The organism is Rhizorhapis suberifaciens (genome assembly GCF_014200045.1).
In the GTDB taxonomy this organism is placed as follows: Bacteria; Pseudomonadota; Alphaproteobacteria; order Sphingomonadales; family Sphingomonadaceae; genus Rhizorhapis; species Rhizorhapis suberifaciens.
Genome location: NZ_JACHOV010000009.1, coordinates 109,009 through 131,894 on the forward strand (window position 1 = coordinate 109,009; position 22,886 = coordinate 131,894).

Sequence of the window (22,886 nt, forward strand, 5' to 3'; positions counted from 1 at the left end):
CTCGCCCTTGGCCAGTGTGCCTCGATTTATCGCTCGGGGCAAACGGAGGAGATTTTGCGCAAGCCGATCCAACCGGGCTCATCGCAATCCGGACGACGCATACTAGTCGCGTCGGTCAACCGAGCCTAAATAGGCGTTATGACCTCCCCGCAATCTCCTGACCGTTTCAACGAGGAAAAGGCTACCTACACTATGCGTGGGTCGGGCCAACCCGACCTTGACGCCGGCGTCGCCGCCATTCGGGAAACGCTGAAAACCCTTCCTGTTCGACCAGGCGTCTATCGGATGCAGGACGCGCGGGGCGACGTGCTCTATGTGGGGAAAGCGCGCGCGCTGAAAAATCGCGTGACCAACTATGTTCAGGTAGAGCGCCTTTCAAAACGCCTGCAGCGCATGGTCGCTCAAACCAGGTCGATGACGATTGTCACGACGAACAGCGAGGCAGAGGCGCTCCTTTTGGAGGCGCAGCTCATCAAGCGGTTCAGGCCGCCATACAATGTCCTGCTTCGAGATGACAAAAGCTTCCCTTTCATATTGTTACGCCAGGATCATGCCTTTCCCCGGATTCAGAAACATCGCGGCGCGCGGAATATCAAAGGGCTTTATTATGGACCATTCGCAAGCGCCGGGTCTGTAGGCAGGACGCTCAATGCGCTTCAAAAATTGTTCCTGCTGCGCAGTTGCACCGACAGCTTCTTTAACAACCGCTCTCGACCTTGCCTGCTATACCAGATCAAGCGGTGTTCCGCGCCCTGCGTGGGCCGCATTGGTCAAGACGAATATGCCGAGTTGGTGGCTGATGCGCAGGATTTTCTTGCTGGCAAATCCACCAAAGTGCAGCGCAAGCTGGGCAGTGCCATGCAGGCTGCATCCGATGCCATGGATTATGAACTGGCGACGGTTTATCGTGACCGGCTGAAGGCCCTGACGTTCATCCAGGGCAGCCAGGCGATTAATGCGGAGGGTTTGGGCGACGCGGACATTTTCGCTATGGCGGGCAAGGCGGGTTCGATCTGTATCCAGGCCTTTTTCATTCGGGGTGGCCAAAATTGGGGGCACCGTAGCTTTTTCCCGGTTCATACGGCCGACGTGTCCGATGAAGAAGTTTTGGAAAGCTTCATGGCGCAATTTTACGAAGAAGTGCCGCCGCCCAAGCTCATCCTTGCCGATCGCGCGCCGGCGGAATGCGATCTGCTAGCGGAGGCGTTGTGCGAACGTGTCGGGTCCAAGGTTCGTATTGAGGTTCCTCAACGCGGCGACCGGATGAAACTCATTCGTCAGGCTCAGCGTAATGCGGTGGAGGCGCTCGACCGCCGCCTGGCCGAAGCGACGACCCAGGGTAAGATATTGCAGGAGTTGGCCGATCTTTTTGCATTGGAAGGGCCGCCCGATCGCATTGAGATCTACGACAATAGTCACATCCAGGGCACCAATGCGCTGGGAGCGATGGTCGTGGCCGGACCGGAAGGCTTTCGCAAAAATGCCTATCGCAAGTTTAACATCAAACGGGCTGAAACCGTTCCAGGCGACGACTTTGCGATGATGCGGGAGGTGTTGGAACGCCGCTTCGCCAGGGCTCAAAAGGAGGATCCTGAGCGGGAAAAGGGCGATTGGCCTGACCTGGTGCTGATCGATGGCGGGCGGGGCCAGTTGAACGCCGTTCGCGGCGTATTGGAAGAACTGGGAATTGAGGATGTCGTGCTGGTCGGCGTGGCGAAGGGACCGGATCGCAATGCCGGGCGGGAGGTGTTTCACTTGCCGGACGGGCGGGAATTGACGCTGCCGATGAACAGCGCCGTATTATTCTATCTGCAACGCCTGCGCGATGAGGCCCACCGTTTTGCCATTGGCGCCCATCGTGCCAAGCGTAGCAAGGCGATCGGAACCAGCTCGCTGGACGAGGTGCCGGGCATTGGGCCAGCGCGGAAAAAGGCGTTGCTCATGCATTTCGGCACCGCACGAGCCGTAAGGGACGCGGCGCTTGAAGATTTGCAACGCGCACCCGGAGTCTCAAAAGCGGTCGCCCAAACCGTGTATGACTATTTTCATGGTTAAACGGCGGTTCCACATGATGGTTTCCGTTGTCCTACAACCCTGGATACGTCGGTGACTCATATAAGGACGGCCGCAATTGTCTGCGCCATTCGCCACCATGGCGAACATGGAATAATTGCGCGGCTGTTGACGCACGAACATGGGTTGGTCGCGGGCTATGTCCGTGGCGGCCGGTCGACTCGGCTGCGCCCCGTGCTGATGCCCGCCAATCTGGTGCAGGCGGAATTTCGCGCCAGGACCGGCGAACAGCTTGCAAGCCTGACCATCGAGTTGGAACATAGTCGAGGCCCTTTGCTTGCCGAACCACTGCCTGCAGCCGCCATCGAATGGAGCTGCGCGCTCACTTCCGCCGCCTTGCCCGAGGAGCAGCCTTATCCTTCGCTGTACCAGGCGCTGGGGGCGGTGCTGGATGCGATTGAGGCCGCTCCCGCCGCGCGCGGTTGGGCGGTGGCTTTGGTGCGTTACGAATTGCTCATTCTTGTTGAGCTGGGCTTTGGGCTGAATCTCACTCGCTGCGCCATCACGGGAGAGGGTGTGCCTCTTTATGTCAGCGCAAAGACTGGTGCTGCTGTGAACGCCGATGCTGCAAAAGGCTATGAGCGGCAACTGCTTCGGCTGCCCCCCTTTCTTACTGGAGGAGGCATGGCCGACTGGCCTGATATATTTGACGGACTGTGTCTGACGGGCCATTTCCTTGAACGTTGGGTTATGACCGAACGGCGCCATGAAGTGCTGGCATCGCGGGACAGGCTGGTGGAAAGGCTAAAAAGAGCGGTTGCGTGATGTCGCTCGCTGCGGCATTGGCCTGTTCACCTGACCCCAGCCCCGAAGTTGAGGGGCAGTCCGAACGAATGTGGAGTTGACGGAATGCTTATAGCGTTGCTGCCTGGAGACGGGATCGGACCGGAAGTCGTCGCCGAGGCGCGCAGAGTGCTGGATGCGATGGGTTCGTGGGGCCTGACCTATGAGGAAGCGCCGGTGGGCGGCTCTGCCTATAAGGCCCAGGGTCATCCGCTTCCACCCCAGACGCTGGAGCTTGCGAAGCGTGCCGACGCCATTCTTTTTGGCGCGGTAGGCGATCCGGACTGCGACAATTTGGAACGGTCGCTGCGTCCCGAGCAAGCTATCCTGGGATTGCGAAAGGAACTTGGGCTTTTCTCCAACCTGCGCCCCGCCAAGCTGTTTCCGGAACTGGCTGATGCCTCCACCCTGCGTCCGGAGATCGCCAGCGCCATTGACCTGATGATCGTCCGCGAATTGAACGGCGATGTCTATTTCGGCGAAAAAGGGATGCGCAAAACCGCCGACGGCCTGCGCGAAGGCTATGATCTGATGTCCTATAATGAGGCTGAGGTGCGGCGTATCGCGCATAGCGCCTTTCGCACTGCTCGCGCGCGGCGGCGAAAGCTTTGTTCAGTGGACAAGGCGAATGTCCTCGAAACCTCGCAATTGTGGCGCGACGTGGTGATAGAGGTCGCGACGGAATATCCGGACGTCGAACTGAAGCATATGTATGTGGATAATGCCGCGATGCAGTTGGTCCGCAATCCAGGACAATTCGACGTGATCGTCACCGGCAACCTGTTCGGGGATATATTGTCCGATCAGGCAAGCATGTGTGTCGGTTCCATCGGTCTGCTCGCCTCGGCCTCCCTCGATGTTAATGGGAAAGGACTTTATGAACCGATCCATGGCAGTGCGCCGGACATTGCGGGCAAGGGTATGGCCAATCCGCTGGCGACTATCCTTTCCGCCGCAATGATGCTTCGCTATTCCCTGGGGCTTGCCGAGGCGGCCGACCGGATCGACGCGGCAGTAGCCAAGGCATTGGCAAATGGTGCGCGGAGTGCCGATCTTGGTGGCTCGATGAGCACAAAGGGCATGGGAGACGCTGTTCTGGCAGCGCTGCGATAATCTCGTATAAGGCTGAGACATGAAAAGAAAATCTGGTCAGGACCGGAGTATCACTGCCAAATGGCGGCCGGCTACACAGGCGATCCGTGGCGGGACCGCGCGGTCGGAATATGGCGAAACGTCCGAGGCGCTTTTCCTGACCTCCGGCTATGCCTATGACTGTGCCGAGGATGCGGCGGCGCGCTTTGCGGGCGAACAGTCCGGAATGACATACAGCCGACTGCAAAATCCGACCGTTGAAATGCTGGAACAGCGGATTGCGCTGATGGAGGGCGCTGAAGCTGCGCGCTGTACGGCCAGCGGTATGGCGGCGATGACCGCGGCTCTACTGTGCCAGCTGCAGGCGGGGGATCATGTCGTTGCAGGGCGAGCCCTTTTTGGCTCTTGCCGTTGGCTGACCGATACCCTCCTGCCCAAATTCGGCATCGAGACTACCGTGGTTGACGGCCGCGATATCGATGCCTGGCGGGCAGCCATTCGGCCCACTACGAAGGTGTTTTTCTTTGAAACCCCGGCCAATCCCACGATGGACGTGGTCGATTTAAAAGCGGTATGTGGCCTTGCGAAGGAGCAGGGGATTGTGTCGGTGGTCGACAACGCCTTTGCTACCCCGGTGATGCAGCGCCCGCTCGATTTCGGGGCGGACGTCGTTGCATATAGCGCCACAAAGATGATGGATGGGCAGGGAAGGGTACTTGCCGGCGCCATTTGCGGTACGCAAGATTTCATCATCAACACCCTCCTTCCGTTCACGCGCAACACCGGCCCGACCCTTAGCGCTTTTAACGCCTGGGTCGTGCTGAAAGGCCTGGAGACGCTGGACCTCCGTATTCGCAAACAAAGCGAGAACGCGTTGTTGGTCGGTAGATTTCTTGAGGGGCGCGTTGCAAAGATTCTGCACCCGGGATTGCGTAGTCATCCTCAGCATGATCTTGCGATGAGCCAGATGAGCGCCTGCGGTCCGATCTTCTCGCTTTACGTCGGGGGCGGGCGGAAGGAAGCGCATGGCCTGTTGAATGGGCTACAGCTTATCGACATCAGCAATAATATTGGCGATAGCCGTTCGCTCATGACCCATCCCGCCTCCACGACCCATTATGGAATGGCGGAAGCCGCGCGGCTTGAGATCGGCATTACCGAAGACATGTTGCGTATCAACGTGGGACTTGAAGATCCTCAGGACCTGATCGAGGATTTGGATCAGGCATTGACGGCCATCGGAAGATAGGCGAATCTTAGCTGGTGTTGAGCCTTTTTCCCTTCAGTCAGACTACGGGCGACATTGTAGTCAGGGTCTCCGTGAGCTTTTTGCCGGAGCAATCGGAACCGGAAAGGGGGCGGTGGTTTTGGGCCTATCATATCCGGATTGAAAATAAGGGTGAAGAGCCGGTTCAGCTTCTCACCCGCCGATGGATTATCACTGATGGGCGGGGTGTCCAGCATTGTGTCGAAGGCGAGGGCGTCGTCGGCGAGCAACCAGTGATTCAGCCGGCCGCCGCCTATGATTATGTCTCGGGTTGTCCGCTTTCCACGCCGACGGGAGCAATGCAGGGCAGCTATCAAATGCTTGTAGCCAATGGGCAGATCTTTGAGGTGGCAATTCCTCGATTTGCGTTGATCGCATCAGCGGTGGCCGAATGAAGCGCACCCATTTGCCGCTAAATGGCTTGCGGGTGCTGGACGCCGCCGCGCGCCATTTAAGCTTCACTCGCGCTGCCGATGAACTTGCGGTAACTCCAGCAGCGGTTGGTCAACAAATCCGGGCTCTAGAGGACATGCTGGGGGTTGTGCTCTTCCGTCGCACTCCCAAGGGATTGGAAATGACGCCGGAAACCGAGGGCGGACTAGAGGCGCTTCGGCAGGGCTTCCTTCAATTTGAGGAAGCGGTGCGGGCCATGCAAGCGGGCCAGACCTCCAAATCTTTGACCATCGCGGCTCCGCGTGATTTTACGGCGAAATGGCTGAATGCTCGCCTGGCAACATATGCCGCAAGTGACGGTGAATTGCGTTTCTCCATGGTGGCGGCGGACGAGCCGCTGGATTTTACCGAGGCCAATCTGGACTTGGCGATATATCTGACTGAGAGTCCCGGTGAGCATGAAGGAGTTCGTCTTGGGGACGGGCTGTTCGTCACCGTGGAAGCGGCCGGTGGAGGGCCTGATTACAAGATAGACTGGCCTGGATGTCCCGCAGGGGATGGCACTGCAATCATGCGGGTGGCCGATGCGGGACTTGCTATTGAGGCGGCTGCGAATGGTTTTGGCCATGCCAGCGTGCCCTTGCTGCTGGCGGAAAAAGACCTGAAGGATGGTCGAGTTCGGCAGGTTGGTGAGGCGCAGCCCTCTTCGCGGGCTTATTGGCTCATCGCGCCTTTGCCTCAATGGCGGCAGAAGAAGGTTAAGGTGCTCGTGGAAGCGCTGGCGGCGTACTGACGAAGCTGGATTGCGGCGCGAGTACGCCGGGAATTGCAGAGTTCAACGCCTACAGCATCCTTATTTCTGAACCTTCAGCCAGTCGATGATCGCCTTGCGCTTCGCGGGATCCTTCAATCCGGCAAAGGCCATTTTAGTGCCCGGGACGCTCTTGCGTGGATTTTCGAGGAAGGCGTTCAGCGCAGCATCATCAAGCTTTTTACCCCAGCTCTTCATCGCCGGAGAGAAGTTGAAGCCAGCCTTGGTTCCAGCCTTCTCACCATAAACACCCGACAAATTGGGACCGATGCCGTGCTTGCCGCTGTCGTCGACCTTGTGGCAGACGGCGCATTGCGTAAAGGCTGACGGCTTGGACGGTGCCGCATGGGCCGGCGTCGCGATCACGCCCGCCAGGACGAAGGATAGGGCGCTCGGAAGGAAGAAACGCGTCATATGACCTCTTTGTAACAATAGTTATGATTAGCCATGGAATAGCTGATTAAACATGAGGACGCAAACCTCCAATCTCCATCAGGCGTCGATCACTTCGTCATCCACATTGGCGGCATTCTCCTGAATGAATGCGAAACGATGTTCGGGATTTTTTCCCATGAGACGATCGACCAGATCACGCACTCCGGCACGTTCCTCATATTCCTGAGGTAGGGTGATGCGGATCATGCTGCGGGTTTTGGGATCCATCGTTGTTTCGCGAAGCTGCTGCGGATTCATCTCTCCCAGCCCCTTGAATCGATTGATTTCGACCTTTTTGCCCTTGAATTCGCTGGCCTCCAATTGGGCACGATGGGCGTCGTCGCGGGCGTATATGCTTTTGGCTCCCGACACGAGCCGGTAGAGCGGCGGCTGCGCCAGGTAGAGATGGCCCCGGCGGACAATTTCCGGCATTTCCTGAAAGAAGAAGGTCATCAATAACGTGGCAATATGCGCCCCATCGACGTCGGCGTCCGTCATGATGACAATGCGGTCGTAGCGAAGATTGTCCGGGTTACAGTCCTTGCGGATGCCACAGCCTAGAGCCTGCACAAGATCTGCAATTTCCTGGTTAGCGAAAATCTTGGCGCTATTGGCGGAAGCGACGTTCAAGATTTTGCCTCGGATCGGCAATATCGCTTGCGTCTTGCGGTCCCGTGCCTGTTTGGCCGAGCCGCCGGCGCTGTCGCCCTCGACTATGAAAATTTCTGTGCCGTCCGGATCGTCCGAGGAACAATCGGTTAGCTTACCCGGCAGGCGAAGCTTGCGGGCGCTCGTCGCATTTTTACGTTTGACCTCCCGTTCCGCCTTCCGTTTCAGCCGCTCGTCCATTCGGTCCAGAACGAAAGCGAGCAACGCCTTACCACGCTCCATATTATCGGACAGGAAATGATCAAAATGATCTCGCACGGCATTTTCCACCAGGCGGGCGGCTTCTGGTGATGTCAGTCGATCCTTGGTCTGGCTCTGGAACTGGGGATCGCGGATGAAGAGAGACAGCATTATCTCGCATGCCGACATGATGTCTTCGGCCTGGATTTGAGCCGCCCGCTTTTGTCCCGCCAGCTCGCCAAATGCGCGGATGCCCTTGGTAAGAGCTGCGCGAAGGCCTGCTTCATGCGTCCCGCCGTCAGGCGTGGGGATGGTGTTGCAGTACCAACTATAGCTGCCGTCCGACCAGAGCGGCCAGGCCACCGCCCATTCCACGCGCCCGGCGCCGTCGGGCAGATCCTGTCGGCCATCAAAAAACTGGGCGGTGGCGCATTCACGGGCGCCGATCTGTTCTCTCAGGTGATCGGACAGACCGCCTGGGAACTGGAATACCGCTTCAGCCGGCGTATCGTCAGTGACCAGTTCCGGAACGCATTTCCATCGGATTTCAACGCCCGCGAAAAGATAAGCTTTCGATCGGGCGAGGCGGTGTAGACGGGCGGGTTTGAACTTTAGCTCGCCAAAAATCTCGGTATCTGGAGTGAAGGCGACGGACGTTCCTCGCCGGTTGGGCGCTGCGCCCGCCTTTTCCAACCTGCCCTGCGGATGACCCTTTGAAAAGCGCTGGCGGAATAGTTCCTTATTCCGTGCAACCTCGACAACCGTGTCGCTGGACAGCGCGTTCACGACGCTGACGCCTACGCCGTGAAGTCCGCCAGAGGTAGCATAGGCCTTGTCGGAAAATTTACCGCCAGAATGCAAGGTGGTAAGGATGACTTCCAGCGCCGACTTCCCGGGGAATTTCGGGTGCGGATCGACAGGAATACCGCGCCCATTGTCCGTAATGGTCAGTCGATTCCCCGGCTCCAGGCTCACTTCGATCCGACTGGCATGACCTGCCACCGCCTCATCCATGCTGTTATCCAGCACTTCGGATGCCAAATGGTGCAGCGCCCGCTCGTCTGTCCCGCCGATATACATGCCTGGGCGGCGGCGAACAGGCTCCAGACCCTCCAATACCTCAATATGGGAAGCGTCATAATCGGTCGATGTGGTGGGAACGGATCCGAAGAGGTCGTCTGACATGGGTCAGCTATAGGGCCTGCTGGCCAAGCCTGGCAAGGCGGATCGTGCGCCAAAGGCCGTGGGGCGTGGAGTTCACCTAGGGTTCATGCAACCAGCGCGGAAAAGAGCCGTTAGAAACTTGCCTATCAACGAAAAGGGATCCAACCTCATGAAATACATCATAAAAGCGCCTCTTGGCGCTATGGTCGCGCTCGCTCTCAGCACGCCCGTTCTGGCACAAGACGGCGCCGGCGCAGGAGAACGCAATTGGACAGGACCTTATGTCGGTGGCTCCATCGGACTTGGCAGAGTCGACAATAAGAAAAACGAGCAACTCACCTTCGACACAGATGGAGATGGAAATTCTGACGATGCGGTCACTACTGGCGGCACCGATACTTTCACCAGCTATTGTGGAGGCCGTTCGCGTAGCGGATCGGCTGCTGATGGCTGTATCAAAGATCGTACCGGCACGGACTGGGCAGGACATGTTGGTTATGACATGCAGTTCGGCAATATCGTGGCTGGCGTGGTCGCGGAAGGCGGTGTGGCCGATGTTACCGACAGTGTGACGGGCTTCACCAGCGAGCCCGGGGATTATACGCTCTCCCGGCGTCTGAAGGAAAATGCAGCCTTACGAGCCCGACTCGGCTATACCGCGGGCAACACGCTGTTTTATCTGACGGGCGGCGGCGCTTACGGTAAGATCAACAATCGCTTTGCCACATCCAACGCCGCGAACGCCTTTTCGGACAATGGCGATGGGGATGCCTGGGGTTGGACAGCCGGTGCCGGCGTCGAACAAAAGATCAGCGACAATTTCTCCGTTGGCTTGCTCTATAAATATACATCGCTCAATCCGGATGATTATGAGGTGACCGTGGCGCAGGGTACTGCCCCAGCGACCGGTCCTTTCACCAATCCAGCGACGACCAATGGACAAACATTGATCAGCCGTAGCAACGACGACTTCAACTATCATGCTGCGAAGATTTCGGCGAGCTACCGCTTCTAAGCTAGTCGGCCTCCGAAAAGGCCGCCGGAATTTCGGCGGCCTTTTCCTTATTCAGCGTACCCTGGGACCGCCAAACGGCAGCGGCGGCGGAGGCCGGCGTGTCCCGCGCGGCAGCTGTGCCTGATAGGCACGGCCGCAATGTTCAACACAATAGGGGAAGCCCGGGTTGACCTTTTCTCCACAGAAGTGGAAATCCGGCTCACCAGGGTGGCCCATGGGCCATTTGCAAATCCTCTCGGTCAGATCCAGCAGGCTGGTCTTTCCGGCGATCTCTGAACTGGGCTTCGCCGGAACCAGCCGGCGGGGCGGGGCAGGGGGAATGGGCGCCTGCTGGTCGCCTGGTCCCTGACGCAGAAACCCGCCCGGACCGACAGATACGATACGCGGCTGCGGGGCAACATCGGCGGGAGCCGCAGGTTGGGCGACCGCCGCCGTGCGCGGCGCTGGGGGGGCGGGTGCAGGTCTGGAACTCTCTACGGGCGCTGCTTCAACCTGTGTCTCAGCTTTTTTCGGCACTGGCCGCTTGGGCGGAGCAGCCTTGCGAGGCGCGTCGCCAGCTTTCACCGGGGACGGTCGCGACTGCAAGCCCAGGCGGTGCGCCTTTCCGATCACGGCATTGCGGCTGACCCCACCGAGTTCGTCGGCGATCTGGCTTGCTGTCATGCCCTTTTCCCACATCGATTTCAGTTGATCGATGCGTTCATCAGTCCAGGCCATTCAAACTCCTTCGACATTCATCCGTCACGCAGCCTCCCCACAAATGCCGGGGCCGCAGCCAAAAAAACGCCCTTGCGGGCCATGCCGCTACCCGATAGGCGATCTCACCATGAACGAACAGCATAAAATCGGCAGCGACGTCATGGCAGTTCGCGCAGAACCGGGAGTTCCCCTGATCCGCAATGTTAATTGGGCAGGAACGCGAGCTCTTTATATTAAGGAGGTTCGGCGTTTCTTCAAGGTCCAGCTGCAAACGGTCTGGGCGCCCGCGATTACAACACTGCTGTTCCTGATCATCTTCACCGTCGCGCTCGGTCGTCGGGGCGGATATGAAGTGCTGGGCGTGCCGTTCGCCGATTTTCTCGCCCCCGGCCTGATCATAATGGGGATGATGCAGAACAGCTTTGCAAATAGCAGCTTCACGCTGCTGGTCGGAAAGATCCAGGGTACGTTGGTGGATTACCTGACGCCCCCTATTTCCGTCGGCGAGTTGCTGGCCGCTCTTATCGCAGCTTCCGTCACTCGCGGGCTTTTGGTTGGGCTGGCCGTGTGGATAGCAATGCTATTCTGGCCAGGCGTTCATGTGGTGCCAGTACATGGCTGGGCCATTGCCTGCTTTGGTATCCTGGGTTCAGCCTTCCTTGCATTTCTTGGCATGATGACCTCGATCTGGGCCGAAAAATTCGATCATGCAGCCGCGGTTACCAATTTCGTGATCGCGCCGCTGTCGCTGCTTTCAGGGACTTTTTACTCCGTCGACCGCCTCACACCGATGTTTCAGGCGATCAGCCACGCCAATCCCTTTTTCTATATCATTTCGGGCTTTCGCTATGGCTTCCTGTCGGCCGCGGATTCGAACATATTGGCCGGGGGAGTGGTGCTGTGCCTGCTGAACATATTTGCGGGCCTCGCCTGCTATGTCCTGCTGAAAAAAGGTTGGAAGCTTAAGGCTTGAACTTGTCCTTGCTCAGTGGCGATGCCGGCTGCGCAACTTGTAGCGGCCATCAACATAGGCACTGAACAGGCCGTCTATAGCGGGATGATCGACCGGCTCCTCGCTATTGTCGACTTGCAGGTTCTGCTGGCTGACATAAGCGATGTAGCTGCTTTCGCCATTTTCCGCGAGCAGATGGTAAAAGGGCTGATCGCGGTCGGGCCGGATCTCCTCGGGAATTGCGTTATACCACTCTTCGCTGTTGGCGAAGATCGGGTCTATGTCAAAGACCACGCCGCGAAAATTGAAAAGCCGATGTCTGACAACATCTCCGATGCAGAAGCGTGCATGAGCGACAATCGGGGCGTGAAGTTTGGGGCTATTCGGGGGCGTAACGTTCGAGTCCATCGTCCCAATTTAGAAAGATTGTGCATTGATACAAGGAGGGCGCTTGGCAAGGGTGAAATCATCCGCTAATGGCCGCCCCTCGACAGGCGCTCGTCCCGGTCCATCGGCATTATATTCCATGGTTCTGGAAAAGGTCCTCGCGGAGAGGTGGCAGAGTGGTCGAATGCACCGCACTCGAAATGCGGCATACGGGCAACCGTATCGAGGGTTCGAATCCCTCCCTCTCCGCCACGCACTCAGAAAGCTGAGTGTTTTCAATTAGCTGCTGATTTCCTCGAGATATTTCTGCCGCCCAGGTACAAAAGGTTGGTACAAATGGCGGTTAGAATGGCGAAGCTCTCGCGCTCCCTCAGGGCTCTGGACGGCCCGCAAAGTGATCCCGACGGACATCCGGGAAATCTATGGCAAGCGTGAAGAGATACCGACGTGGCCCGCGACACTGACGCAGACGCAGGCCAAGGCCGAGTTCGCGGCATGGCTACAGGGGGTTGAGGACCGAATAGGGACATTGCGCGCCTCCAACGACGGTGTCGCGATTGACTTGACGGAGCGCCAGGCACCGGCACTCGCGGGCCGCTGAGGGAAGCTGTTTTGTCGCGCGATGGGACTTTCGCCTCAATAAGGTGGCCGATCCAACCCGGCCGGGCTCTTCGTGAAAATCTCGCAGCCGGTTTCGGTAATGCCGATGCTGTGCTCGAATTGCGCTGACAATGAGCGGTCGCGGGTTACGGCCGTCCATCCGTCTTCCAGCATCTTTACGCCTGGCTTGCCAATGTTGATCATGGGTTCGATGGTGAAGAACATGCCGGGCTTCAGTTCCGGTCCCACACCGGGCCGGCCGACGTGGACGACCTCGGGGGAATCGTGAAAGACACGGCCCAGGCCGTGGCCGCAAAAGTCGCGAACGACGCCGTAGCGGTGTTTTTCGGCAAACTGCTGGATGGCGTATCCGATGTCACCCATGGTATTGCCAGGTTTGGCCTGCTCAATGCCTAGCATCATGCATTCATAGGTGACGTCGACCAACCGCCGCGCCTTGATCGGTGCGTCGCCGACGATGAACATCCGGCTGGTGTCGCCGTGCCAACCATCGACGATCACCGTCACGTCGATGTTCGCGATATCGCCGTCTTTCAACGGCTTGGGTCCTGGAATGCCATGGCAGATGACATTGTTGATCGAAATGCAACAGCTATGCGTATAGCCCCGGTAGCCGAGCGTCGCCGGTACACCGCCCCCCCGCAGCATATGGTCCCGAACTATGTCGTCCAGTTCTTCTGTGGTGACGCCCGGAACGACATGGGGTATTAATGCGTCAAGTGCTTCAGCGGCCAACCTTCCGGCCTTGCGCATGCCTTCAAAGCCAGAGGCATCGTGAAGCTTGATGGCGCCGGACCGGGCGGCGGGGCGGTCTTGCGTGACGGTTATATATTCAGTCATCCGGTTGTTATAGGCATCCTGTTGCAATTTTGCGAGAGGGCACTTTGCCTCTTGAGCCGACCGCGTTAAGAGGTTGTGCATGACCGAGCCCCGCATTTGGACTGCTGCGTTGATCATCATCGGCGATGAAATCCTTTCCGGTCGAACTCAGGACAGGAATATCGCGCAGATCGCGCTTTGGCTGAACGTGCAGGGTATCCGGTTGAAGGAAGTGCGTGTTGTCCCCGACGAGCAGGACGCGATTGTCGAGGCTGTGAACGCGCTGCGGGTGCGCCATAATTATCTCTTCACAACCGGCGGTATTGGCCCCACCCACGACGATATTACGGTCGATGCCATGGCGGCGGCGCTGGGCCTTCAGGTCGTGGTTCATCCCCGCGCCAAGGCGGCGCTGGAACATTATTATGCCAGCCGTGGCGGCATGAATGAGCAGCGGCTGCGCATGGCCCGCGTGCCGGAAGGGGCCGACCTCATCGAAAATCGCCAGTCCGGAGCGCCCGGCATTCGGGTCGGCAACATCTTCATGATGGCCGGTGTGCCGCATATTATGGCGGAGATGCTGGACGCATTGACCGGCGAATTGGACGGGGGGCGGCCTCTATTGTCTGAAACAGTGGGATGTTGGGTCCCGGAAAGCGAAATAGCCGACATCCTGGCTGAAACCGAAAGGGCGCACGAAGGATGCCAGATCGGCAGCTATCCTTTCTTCCGGGAAGGAAGGGTAGGGGCCAATTTCGTGGTGCGTTCGACCGATCCCTCCGTCCTCAATGCCTGCATCACCGATCTGACCGGGCGGCTGAAGGCCAAGGGCCTGGAAGTAGCGATGGGAGAGATTTGAGAACCAAGTCTTTGCTAACGAAAGGCCAATCCGGATAGCAGTGGCCTCATGGCGCTGGTCGTGAACTCGGAGCCTTCGTTGGTCAAATGATCATCGTCCCGGAACAGGATCTTGCCATCGGCAATGGTCCGGCACAGAGCGCCCTCACAGAAAGAAGCCCTCGGCAGCATCAATGCAACGCCGTTATTCCTCGCAACCTGCGTAAGCGTCTTGTCGGCGGTCGTGCCCCAGGCGGTGTCACGCGCGATTTGTGTCGCGCATAGATTGGGATCTCCGTCCAGCTTATAAGCGCGAGCGAAACAGGTGGCTGGCCATATGCCGAATTCGGGTGTCGAACCCACCAATATGATGCGGGTGCCCGCCGGAACGCTCTGTCTGATGGTGGCGATCAGCTTATCCAAAGCTCCGGTCAGGCCGACCGCGCCGGTTGCTTCCTGCTGGGCCAAGTCGGTAGCCGTTTTATCCGATAATTCCTGGATGGCGGTGGACCATCTTATGCTTAGTACGATAGCGCCCAGATCGGGCTGACGCGTCGCCTCTGCCAGTGCGGCGCGGTGAAATTCGGCGCATGGACGATCAAGCGCGGGAATGTTTTTATAGGTGAGGATTAGCGGGCTGCACCCTGACACCGTGGCTTGACGGACGACGAAACCCTGCTTGCGTCCTTGATGATCCAAACCTGGCATGAGGTGATCGCCATGAGAATCTCCCCATAGGAGCACATTATAGCCTTTGCGGCCCACAATGCCGCCGGAGCATTTTTCGACTGGCCCCAAATCCGCCGTGCCCAGATTATTGTGGCAGCGGCCCCGGAAGGGATTGATGCTTGCCATAGCCGCTTGCGCGACCTTTACCTTCGGGGATGCGAGGTCGGCAAAGCCCTTTGTGGCGTAGGCGGCGGCACCGGCGCTCGCGAATAATCCCATGGTTATGCCGCTGGCCGCAAGCACGGCGCGGCGGCTGATCCGCACCTGTCCCGACTGGCGGAACGGTCGTTCGACAAAACGCAGCGAAAAGGATGCCAATGCGAAAGCCGCGCTGACCGCCAGCACGGCTTCAAGCGGATGCAGGGGGCGATTTAGCGCGATCTGCGTCAAGACCAGCGCGGGCCAGTGCCACAGGTAAAAGCCATAGGAGATGAGGCCGGTGAACAATATCGGCCGCCAAGACAGCATCCTGCCCACCCGGGTGAGGCCTTCACGGCCGGAATGGATCAATATCATGGTGCCAAGGCACGGCGGTACGGCGCTCAAGCCGGGGAAGGGCGTGTTCGGCGAATAGAACAGCATCGGCGCAACTATAAGTGCCAGGCCGACCCATGCCGCAATCTCCCGTTGCCGCACCGACCGCAGCGACGGCACCGCGCTCACGGCAAGAAGCGCACCAAAGCCCAATTCCCAGGCCCGATAAGGGAGAAGGAAGAAGGCCTGCGTCGGCGCGAAACGGACAACGGCTTCGGCCGCCAGCAGCGAACCGATGACCGCCACCCACACAAATGCACGCAAAGTGCGCTCCCGTCCCAGAACCACCAGGACGGCGATGATGAGCGGCCAGACAATATAGAACTGCTCCTCGACCGCCAGCGACCAGGTATGGAGCAGAGGCTTGTCATGGGCAGGCTGGTCGAAATAGCCGCCCTCCCGCCAGAACAATATATTCGAGCCGAACAGGGCGACCGCGATCAGGCTTTGACCATATTGTTCAAGCTCGGTCGGCGGCAGGATCAGGAGAGTGGCTGCGGTCGTCAGGACAAGCATGAACAGCAGGGCGGGCAAAATCCGCCTGAACCGGCGCTCATAAAATCCTGCGATGGAGAATTTTCCCGCCAGCGCGTCCGAAGCAATGATCGACGTGATCAGGAAGCCCGAGATCACGAAGAACACGTCCACGCCTACAAATCCGCCGGGCAGCAGCGTTGGAAAGGCGTGATAGATGACGACTCCGCCAACGGCTATCGCGCGCAACCCGTCAATGTCTGAACGATATTTCGGCGCCATCGTCCCTGCCGGTAAGATATTGTTTCCCAATGAAAGGGAGGGAACGGGCCATTTCTAAACCCGCGCCGCCAAACGGCAAAGTCCCTTCACCTCACTATTAAGGCTATTGATCCGGAACTTTACGGTGGGGTGGCGGGAGCAAATTCTTAGCGCTAATTCGAAACGAGCTTCTGCATGCCGATCCGGGCAATTGCCCTTTTCTGAGCACCGCAGCGAAGAACCGGCTGCGTCGACACACCCAAAGAGCAAAATGATCAGGAGAGTATGATGCCTATTCAAGCAAGGCACCGCCGTATCCGCTGGCTGGCCAGCGTCGGCGCTGGGCCTGCTCTCTCCTATTTCATCCTGCCGGAGGGCATGTCAGAGCCTATCGCCCCCTCGTAGAGGCGCTCTCTAATGCTGGATAGATATACGGCCTGCAGCCCAAATGGGGAATTACATCTTATCCAATGGCCCAGGGTCGTCGTCGAGCAGCACCGTCTTGCTTTCAAGGTAAGGCAGCAATCCATCGACGCCGCCCTCGCGGCCAATTCCCGACTGCTTGAATCCACCAAAGCCGATAGAGGGATCTGCGCGGAAGCCATTATGCCCCACGCCGCCGGAGAGCAGTTTTCGGCTAATTGCATAAGCCCGTGCGCTGTCGTTGGTGAAGACCGAAGCGTTGAGGCCGAAGACGCTGTCGTTCGCGATCCTGATCATCTCCTCCTCGCCGCGTGCTGGTATGACACAGATAACGGGGCCGAAAATCTCTTCCCGTGCGATGGTGGAGCGGTTATCGACCCGGCCGAACACGGTCGGCTCTATATAGAAGCCGCGGTTGAGGTGGGGCGGGCGACCACCGCCTGTAGCAAGTTGCGCTCCCTCCTCCTTGCCCTTGGCGATATAGTCTTCGACGCGGTCGCGCTGGCGGGCCATCGCCAACGGACCCATGTCAGTCTGCGGATCATAGGGATCGCCTACTCGAATTTTCTGAAAGGACGCGCTCAGCGCCTCGACGAAGTCATCGTGTCGGCTTTCCTCGACGATAACGCGGGTAAGCGCCGCGCAGACCTGCCCGGTCATTACTCGCGTCGATTGAGAGATTCTTTCCGCTGCGGTCTCGACGTCATAGTCGTCGAGCAGCAGGGCCGGGGATTTGCCTCCCAATTCCAAAGTGTAACGGGCGAGACGCTCGCCGCATATCGAAGCGATACGCCGGCCGACGACGCTCGACCCAGTGAAGCTGATCTTGTCGACGCCAGGGTTGCGGACCAAAGCTTCCGATGCATGCCGATCGGCGGTCACGACGTTGACCACCCCCGGAGGCAGTCCTATCGCCTCGGCGATCTCGGCAAGAACATAGGCTGCGACGGGGGCCTCCGGAGAGGGCTTGATGACCACCGTGCAGCCTGCCAGCAATGCAGGCGCAAGCTTGTAGGAGAGCAGGAACGGCGCTGCGTTCCACGGGATGATCATGCCCACCACGCCAACGGGTTCGCGAACCAGGAGGCCCACGCCGCCATCCTGGGCGGCATGCCGCTCGTAGAACGGAAACGTGTCAGCGAGATTTGCGTAAAATTCATAGATTGACGGGAGAAAGGCGGCAGTGCCCTGCGCCACCGGCAAAGTAACGCCCATTTCACTGGGCCAAGCCTGGGCGATATCGTCCGCCCGCTCACTCAGCTTGGCGCTGAGGGCGCGCAGGTAGCCAGCGCGCTCAGCATGGGTGAGCCGGGGCCAGGGACCATTGTCGAAGGCATCCCGCGCGGCAGCCACCGCGCGATCAACATCGGCCTCCATTGCCTCGGCGACGCTCAGGAAGACGGTTTCCGTGGCAGGCGCGATCACGTCCAGCATCGCAGTGGTGGAGGGCCTTGTCCACTGGCCGCCTATGAAAAGCTGATCCGGATTGCGGATGATCCCGTCACCGTTCGGACTTGCCATGAATATCTCCGTTTACAGGACTAAGAAACTGGACAGTGTCTGGAATCCGGCTGACGGCGCGAGCCGGAGACCATAGCTCGTCACCACTCCGCGTATATGGGATCGTTCGGGTAGGTTCTACCGACCACCGTATCTTGCGGGAATTTGAAAATGGTCTGAAAGTCCTGTGCGCCATCCAACTCGTTGGCCCAATCGAATATGCACATGCGGCGCAAAACCTTCCATTCCCCATCACGCTTTTCACAAAGGTCCCTGTAGCGCCCGCCCAGGAACTGCGTCTTTTTGCCCGGATGGCTCATCACATACAGGAAAGCGGATTCGCACTTCGCCTGGTCTCCGGACAATTCAATCAGAACATTGGAGCAGTGGTGAAGCGCGGAATGGCCTGACTTCTTCTGGCCTTCATAGGCCATTTCGCAGAACTCATGAGCGTTGCCGACGAAGCTCCCGTGATTGTCGATCGCATCAGGCCAATAGCTTGACTTCATCAGTTCGAGATCCTTGCGATCCTGCCCTCGGCAGTATTTCATGAGGTTTTCGTGAATCTTGTTCTTCTGAACAAGGTCATGGAGTTCCTGTGCATTATCGGTCATGTCCGTCGTCATCGCTCTTCTCCTAAATCGATCGGGGGAATCCGCCATTAAACCGGGATAAGCTGGCAGGGAGGCATGTGAAAAAGTCAAAATTTGACCGGCACACTTTCCAGCATGATCAACTCCACCTCGGACTCGCTCACCCCTGCATCCAGCAGCAACTGGCGTGTATGTTCGCCAAGTATCGGCGCGCGCCGGGCTACCTGCCCAGGAGTATGGGTCATTTTTATGGGCACGCCCGCGATCGTCACTGGCGCGGTGCCAGGGTTTTCGACATCAACCAGCATTTCACGGACCTTGAAATGTTCGTCGTTAAGCACGTCCGTGATGTCCATCACAGGTCCGAAAGGTATTTTGCCGCCCAACCGTTTCATCAGTTCGGCTTTCGTGAACTTGCGAGTGCGGGCGCTGACGAGTTCAATCAAGACCAGTCTATTTGCCTTCCTGACCTCGCGATCGGAAAAGCGGGAGTCCGTACTCAGCTCCGGAGCATCCAGTTGCCGGCAGAGTATCGGGAAGAACACATCCTGCTGCGCAGCGATGGTTACGAATCCATCCTTTGCGGGAAACATTCCGAAGGGACAAAGGAAGGGATGGTGATTGCCTTCAGGCCCCGGAACCAGTCCCTGTACCGAGTTCTGCCAGATTGTACGTTCACACACGGCGAGCACCGCATCGGTCATGGCCACGTCGACAAACTGGCCCACCCCGGTGCTTTTTGCATGATAGACCGCCGCAAGCACTCCGAAGCCCAGCATCATGCCGGGGATGATATCACCAACTCCAGGACCGACCTTGGTGGGTGTTGCCTGGTCGGGTCCGGTGATCGCCATAATGCCGCCCATGGCCTGAGCCACGACGTCGAAGGCTGGCCAGTCCAGATATGGTGATGCGCCGGTTCGTGCGTCGCCAAACCCGCGCAGCGCGCCATAGACGAGCCGTGGGTTGATTTCTCTAAGCACTTCATAACCCAGTCCCAGCCGCTCCATCACTCCGGCGCGGAAATTTTCTACCACTGCGTCCGAATCTCGCACCAGCTGCTTGAAGGCTTCACGTCCGCGCTCGGTTTTGAGATCGAGGCAGATGCTGTATTTATTGCGATCGACGCTCTGGAAATAGCCGCCGAGCACGCGTTGCGTGTCATCATCGCGAAACGGACCGCCGGGCCGCGTCAGATCGCCTACCGGCGGCTCGACCTTGATCACCGTGGCGCCATGATCCGCAAGCAGCATGGTGCCGAAGGGGCCGGCCAGCATTTGCGTCAGGTCGATGATCTTAATGCCCGATAAAGCGCCGAAAGCGGCTGCGTTGTCCGTCAATTCCAGTTATCCCATCCAAAACAGTTGCGTGATTTCACGCCTCTAGAACCTCAGTTTCTCGGCGGTTCGAAGTAGGCACGCAGCTACCTGCATTTTTGGCGGATTTGTCTGAGAGGCAATGGAGAATGCGGGCGGACGCGATTTCATTACGATTGCAATGCCAGAGGATGCTTCGGATAGATGGTTTTTTTAAAAATGGTCAGCCAGCTATTGCAGTTGTGATAGGCGATGCGAATTGTGCAAATTCTCTTGGCTTACTTCCCGCACGTCGCCACGTAGAGATGGCCAGGAGGGCGCATTAGATCAGCGCGCCAGCAGTGACCATCGATAGCAGCGGTCGGCCGCATGAGCGATGAAAAATACCTATGGCTCTTCGCGGAGCTTTTCCCTCAACTTTCCGGAGAATATTAGTGACCTGGAATTTCTCAACCGACCCTGAGTTCCAAAAGGAACTCGACTGGATCGATCAGTTTGTTCGCGAGGAAGTCGAACCGCTGGATCTCGTCCTTGGCGCCCAGCATGATATTCACGATCCGCGTTTCGTCAAAATCGTACGTCCGCTGCAAAAGCGCGTGCAGGAGCGGGGTCTGTGGGCGTGCCATCTGGGGCCGGAGATGGGCGGGAAGGGCTTTGGCCAGCTCAAGCTGGCGTTGATCAACGAATTGGTGGGCCGCTCGCGCTTTGGCCCCATCGTCTTTGGCGCGCAGGCGCCCGATAGTGGCAATGCCGACGTGCTGGCCGAATATGGCACGCCCGAGCAGAAGAAGCGTTATCTGGAACCGCTGCTCGCGAACGAAATCGTGTCCTGTTTCGCAGTGACCGAGCCGCAGGGTGGCGCGGACCCAACGATGATAGAGGCGACTGCGGTCCGCGATGGTGATGAATGGGTGATCAACGGCGAAAAATGGTTCGCCAGCAGCGCTTCTGTAGCCAGCTTCTTTCTGATCATGGCCGTGACCGATCCCGACGAACGCCCCCATCGGCGAACTTCCATGTTCATCGTTCCGGCGGATTTGCCGGGGATCGAAGTGATCCGCAACTATGGCTTTTACGGCCATATCCCGACCCACGCCCACATGCGGTGGACCAATGTGCGCGTACCCGCCGAAAATCTGCTGGGCAAGCGCGGCGATGGCTTCATCGTGGCCCAACAGCGCCTGGGTGGAGGGCGCATGCATCACGCCATGCGCACTATCGCCCTGGCGCAAAGCGCGCTGGACAAGATGTGCGAACGCGCCGTTTCGCGCAGCACTAAAGGCGAGTTGCTTGGCAACAAGCAACTGGTGCAGGCGCAAATTGCGGAGTCGTGGGCCCAGCTTCGGCAGTTCCGCCTGCTCGTGCTGGAAACGGCATGGCTGGCGGACAACGGACATAGCTGGAAGGATCTGCGCAAGAACGTTGCGGCCGTGAAATTCCTGATGCCGCAGGTGCTGCACGACATCGCATCGCGAGCGCTCCAGATCCATGGTTCGCTTGGCCTGACCGATCAGATGCCCTTCACCAGCATGATCATGACCTCCTATCACATGGGCTTGGCCGATGGTCCGACCGAGGTGCACAAGGTTACGGTCGCGCGCGAGTTGCTCAGAGAGGCGCAACCGGCGAGGGGGCCGTTCCCAGACTATATGCTGTTTGAAAGGCAGGCCGCCGCGCAGGCCAAGTTCGCGGAAGCCCTGGAAGGCGCCGAGGCAAAGTGACGACGCCGACTCCTGAGGTCCCAACAGCCGGCGCTTCCGGGGCGGCGTCTTGTGATCGGCCGATGGACGAACTGCTCGCTGCCGTGCTGAGTAGCGAGGCGCGCGGCACGGTCACCGTCGACCAGGTTGAGCCGCTCCCGGGCCACGCCGGGGTCGGTTTCAGCTTCATTGCCGACGACGGAGCAGCAAAGCAAAAGCTGATCGTCCGCACGATTGCGGCCGATGCGCCGTCCACCGGGCCGTCCGATGTCATCCGTCAGGCGCGCATCATGCAATCGCTCGCTGGCACCGGCGTTCCGGTCCCGCCGATCCTCTCGTTCGGCGGCCATGACTCGCTGCTGGGGCGTCCCTATTTCATCGCCGGCTTCGTGACGGGCAACGCCATTCCTGCGCGTGCCGTGGATCAGACGCCCGCCCACGTCGTACTGGCGCGCCGGGGCGTCGAGGTGATGGCGCAGCTCCATAAAGTTCCTTTGGCCGGCCTGGAGGCCGTGTGGGGGGCGGTGCAGACCCCGACCGCCGAGTTCAGCCGCCTGTTCCGCCTTTTCGACCGGCCCACAATAGACTTGGCTTGGGCCGGCCGTGTCGAGCTGCTACGCGATCGGCTTATCTCGACCATCCCGAATGAGTTCCATTCCGGCTGCGTCCATGGCGACATGCATTTCGGCAACATGATCTTCGGTCCCGATGATGTTCGCGCCGTGCTGGATTGGGAGATCGCGTTCCTCGGGTCGACGCTGCTCGACCTGGGCATGTTGGCCTTCTATGCCGACCCCGATGCCGTGTTGCCGGAACATCGCCACCGTGCGGAGCGCTGGGTGCTTTCACCGGGTGAGATTATCGACACATACCAGCGCGCCGCCGGACATGTCGTCGATAGCAGGTCGATTATCTGGCATCGCGCGATGGCTGGCTACCGGTTCGCCGTGATCGCACTGTTCAATGAAATGCTGCATCGCCGCGGTAAGAAGCATGATCCCATGTGGGCCGACCTCGTTCGTTCCGTACCTGTGATGGTGGAGCGCAGCCTTGAAATCCTCGGCGGTTCTACTGGGGCTTGAGGGCCGGCGCGGGCTAGGCATGCCGCTCTCAAAGCGGGTTCCAGTGCGGCATGCGGGGGTTGCATATGCAATGGAAT

General features: G+C 58.8%; 21 protein-coding genes and 1 tRNA gene. 13 read left to right on the forward strand and 9 right to left on the reverse strand.

From position 1 onward, the window contains the following. The first annotated feature begins 138 nt into the window (after positions 1 to 138). The 6 genes from uvrC to HNQ99_RS12225 all read left to right on the forward strand — a co-directional run bounded on the left by uvrC (position 139) and on the right by HNQ99_RS12225 (position 6,401). The gene (uvrC, locus tag HNQ99_RS12200; protein ID WP_184475935.1) at positions 139 to 2,055 is read left to right on the forward strand and encodes an excinuclease ABC subunit UvrC; all 1,917 of its coding nucleotides are present in this window, start codon (positions 139 to 141) and stop codon (positions 2,053 to 2,055) included. Between the two features lie 51 nt (positions 2,056 to 2,106). Beyond that, entirely contained in the window at positions 2,107 to 2,838 is a 732-nt protein-coding gene (recO, locus tag HNQ99_RS12205) for a DNA repair protein RecO (RefSeq protein WP_184475936.1), read from the forward strand. An 84-nt stretch (positions 2,839 to 2,922) separates the two neighbouring features. Next, complete coding sequence (gene leuB / locus HNQ99_RS12210) at positions 2,923 to 3,969, forward strand: 3-isopropylmalate dehydrogenase (RefSeq protein WP_184475937.1); 1,047 nt, start codon at positions 2,923 to 2,925, stop codon at positions 3,967 to 3,969. Between the two features lie 19 nt (positions 3,970 to 3,988). Then, positions 3,989 to 5,197, forward strand: coding sequence for a trans-sulfuration enzyme family protein (locus HNQ99_RS12215; protein ID WP_184475938.1), 1,209 nt, complete (start codon positions 3,989 to 3,991; stop codon positions 5,195 to 5,197). 14 nt (positions 5,198 to 5,211) lie between these two features. Further along, positions 5,212 to 5,610 carry a Co2+/Mg2+ efflux protein ApaG gene (gene apaG / locus HNQ99_RS12220; protein WP_184475939.1) on the forward strand — a complete coding sequence of 133 codons (399 nt, stop codon included), beginning with the start codon at positions 5,212 to 5,214 and terminating at the stop codon, positions 5,608 to 5,610. Next, on the forward strand, positions 5,607 to 6,401 hold the full coding sequence (locus HNQ99_RS12225) for a LysR family transcriptional regulator (RefSeq protein WP_184475940.1): 795 nt from the start codon (positions 5,607 to 5,609) through the stop codon (positions 6,399 to 6,401). The genes apaG and HNQ99_RS12225 overlap by 4 nt, the downstream gene beginning before the upstream one ends. A gap of 60 nt (positions 6,402 to 6,461) precedes the next feature. Here HNQ99_RS12225 and HNQ99_RS12230 read toward each other — a convergent pair whose 3' ends face one another. Further along, positions 6,462 to 6,833, reverse strand: a complete 372-nt coding sequence (locus HNQ99_RS12230) for a c-type cytochrome (protein ID WP_184475941.1) — start codon at positions 6,831 to 6,833, stop codon at positions 6,462 to 6,464. Positions 6,834 to 6,911: 78 nt separating this feature from the next. Further along, positions 6,912 to 8,888 (reverse strand): DNA topoisomerase IV subunit B, encoded by a 1,977-nt coding sequence (gene parE, locus HNQ99_RS12235; protein ID WP_184475942.1) that lies wholly within the window; start codon positions 8,886 to 8,888, stop codon positions 6,912 to 6,914. Positions 8,889 to 9,036: 148 nt separating this feature from the next. On the opposite strand from parE, the gene HNQ99_RS12240 reads away from it, so the two are divergent. Beyond that, positions 9,037 to 9,882 carry an outer membrane protein gene (locus HNQ99_RS12240; RefSeq protein WP_184475943.1) on the forward strand — a complete coding sequence of 282 codons (846 nt, stop codon included), beginning with the start codon at positions 9,037 to 9,039 and terminating at the stop codon, positions 9,880 to 9,882. A 51-nt stretch (positions 9,883 to 9,933) separates the two neighbouring features. On the opposite strand, the gene HNQ99_RS12245 is transcribed toward HNQ99_RS12240, so the two are convergent. Then, positions 9,934 to 10,599: a GcrA family cell cycle regulator gene (locus tag HNQ99_RS12245; protein ID WP_184475944.1), complete on the reverse strand. Its 666-nt coding sequence runs from the start codon at positions 10,597 to 10,599 to the stop codon at positions 9,934 to 9,936. 109 nt (positions 10,600 to 10,708) lie between these two features. Here HNQ99_RS12245 and HNQ99_RS12250 point away from each other — a divergent pair, with 109 nt between their 5' ends. Further along, a complete protein-coding gene (locus HNQ99_RS12250; RefSeq protein WP_184475945.1) occupies positions 10,709 to 11,554 on the forward strand; it encodes an ABC transporter permease in 846 nt (281 codons plus the stop codon). Positions 11,555 to 11,566: 12 nt separating this feature from the next. Here the strand turns inward: HNQ99_RS12250 and hspQ are convergent, their stop codons facing one another. Then, positions 11,567 to 11,941 carry a heat shock protein HspQ gene (gene hspQ / locus HNQ99_RS12255; RefSeq protein ID WP_184475946.1) on the reverse strand — a complete coding sequence of 125 codons (375 nt, stop codon included), beginning with the start codon at positions 11,939 to 11,941 and terminating at the stop codon, positions 11,567 to 11,569. Positions 11,942 to 12,082: 141 nt separating this feature from the next. On the opposite strand from hspQ, the gene HNQ99_RS12260 reads away from it, so the two are divergent. Next, positions 12,083 to 12,172: transfer RNA gene (locus HNQ99_RS12260), tRNA-Ser, on the forward strand. A gap of 142 nt (positions 12,173 to 12,314) precedes the next feature. Beyond that, the gene (locus HNQ99_RS12265) at positions 12,315 to 12,521 is read left to right on the forward strand and encodes a hypothetical protein (RefSeq protein WP_184475947.1); all 207 of its coding nucleotides are present in this window, start codon (positions 12,315 to 12,317) and stop codon (positions 12,519 to 12,521) included. Between the two features lie 35 nt (positions 12,522 to 12,556). On the opposite strand, the gene map is transcribed toward HNQ99_RS12265, so the two are convergent. Next, on the reverse strand, positions 12,557 to 13,381 hold the full coding sequence (map, locus tag HNQ99_RS12270; RefSeq protein WP_184475948.1) for a type I methionyl aminopeptidase: 825 nt from the start codon (positions 13,379 to 13,381) through the stop codon (positions 12,557 to 12,559). Positions 13,382 to 13,460: 79 nt separating this feature from the next. Between map and HNQ99_RS12275 the strand changes: the two genes are divergently transcribed. Beyond that, positions 13,461 to 14,219 carry a competence/damage-inducible protein A gene (locus HNQ99_RS12275; protein WP_184475949.1) on the forward strand — a complete coding sequence of 253 codons (759 nt, stop codon included), beginning with the start codon at positions 13,461 to 13,463 and terminating at the stop codon, positions 14,217 to 14,219. 14 nt (positions 14,220 to 14,233) lie between these two features. Here the strand turns inward: HNQ99_RS12275 and HNQ99_RS12280 are convergent, their stop codons facing one another. From HNQ99_RS12280 to HNQ99_RS12295, 4 genes are all read right to left on the reverse strand, one after another. Next, positions 14,234 to 16,216 carry an acyltransferase family protein gene (locus HNQ99_RS12280; protein ID WP_184475950.1) on the reverse strand — a complete coding sequence of 661 codons (1,983 nt, stop codon included), beginning with the start codon at positions 16,214 to 16,216 and terminating at the stop codon, positions 14,234 to 14,236. Between the two features lie 435 nt (positions 16,217 to 16,651). Then, positions 16,652 to 18,139: an aldehyde dehydrogenase gene (locus HNQ99_RS12285; RefSeq protein WP_184475951.1), complete on the reverse strand. Its 1,488-nt coding sequence runs from the start codon at positions 18,137 to 18,139 to the stop codon at positions 16,652 to 16,654. Between the two features lie 80 nt (positions 18,140 to 18,219). After that, positions 18,220 to 18,744 carry a nuclear transport factor 2 family protein gene (locus tag HNQ99_RS12290; RefSeq protein WP_184475952.1) on the reverse strand — a complete coding sequence of 175 codons (525 nt, stop codon included), beginning with the start codon at positions 18,742 to 18,744 and terminating at the stop codon, positions 18,220 to 18,222. Between the two features lie 74 nt (positions 18,745 to 18,818). Next, complete coding sequence (locus HNQ99_RS12295) at positions 18,819 to 20,051, reverse strand: CaiB/BaiF CoA transferase family protein (RefSeq protein ID WP_221232678.1); 1,233 nt, start codon at positions 20,049 to 20,051, stop codon at positions 18,819 to 18,821. A gap of 410 nt (positions 20,052 to 20,461) precedes the next feature. Between HNQ99_RS12295 and HNQ99_RS12300 the strand changes: the two genes are divergently transcribed. After that, positions 20,462 to 21,748: an acyl-CoA dehydrogenase family protein gene (locus HNQ99_RS12300; RefSeq protein WP_184475953.1), complete on the forward strand. Its 1,287-nt coding sequence runs from the start codon at positions 20,462 to 20,464 to the stop codon at positions 21,746 to 21,748. Next, positions 21,745 to 22,809, forward strand: coding sequence for a phosphotransferase family protein (locus HNQ99_RS12305; protein WP_184475954.1), 1,065 nt, complete (start codon positions 21,745 to 21,747; stop codon positions 22,807 to 22,809). The genes HNQ99_RS12300 and HNQ99_RS12305 overlap by 4 nt, the downstream gene beginning before the upstream one ends. Positions 22,810 to 22,886: the final 77 nt, after the last annotated feature.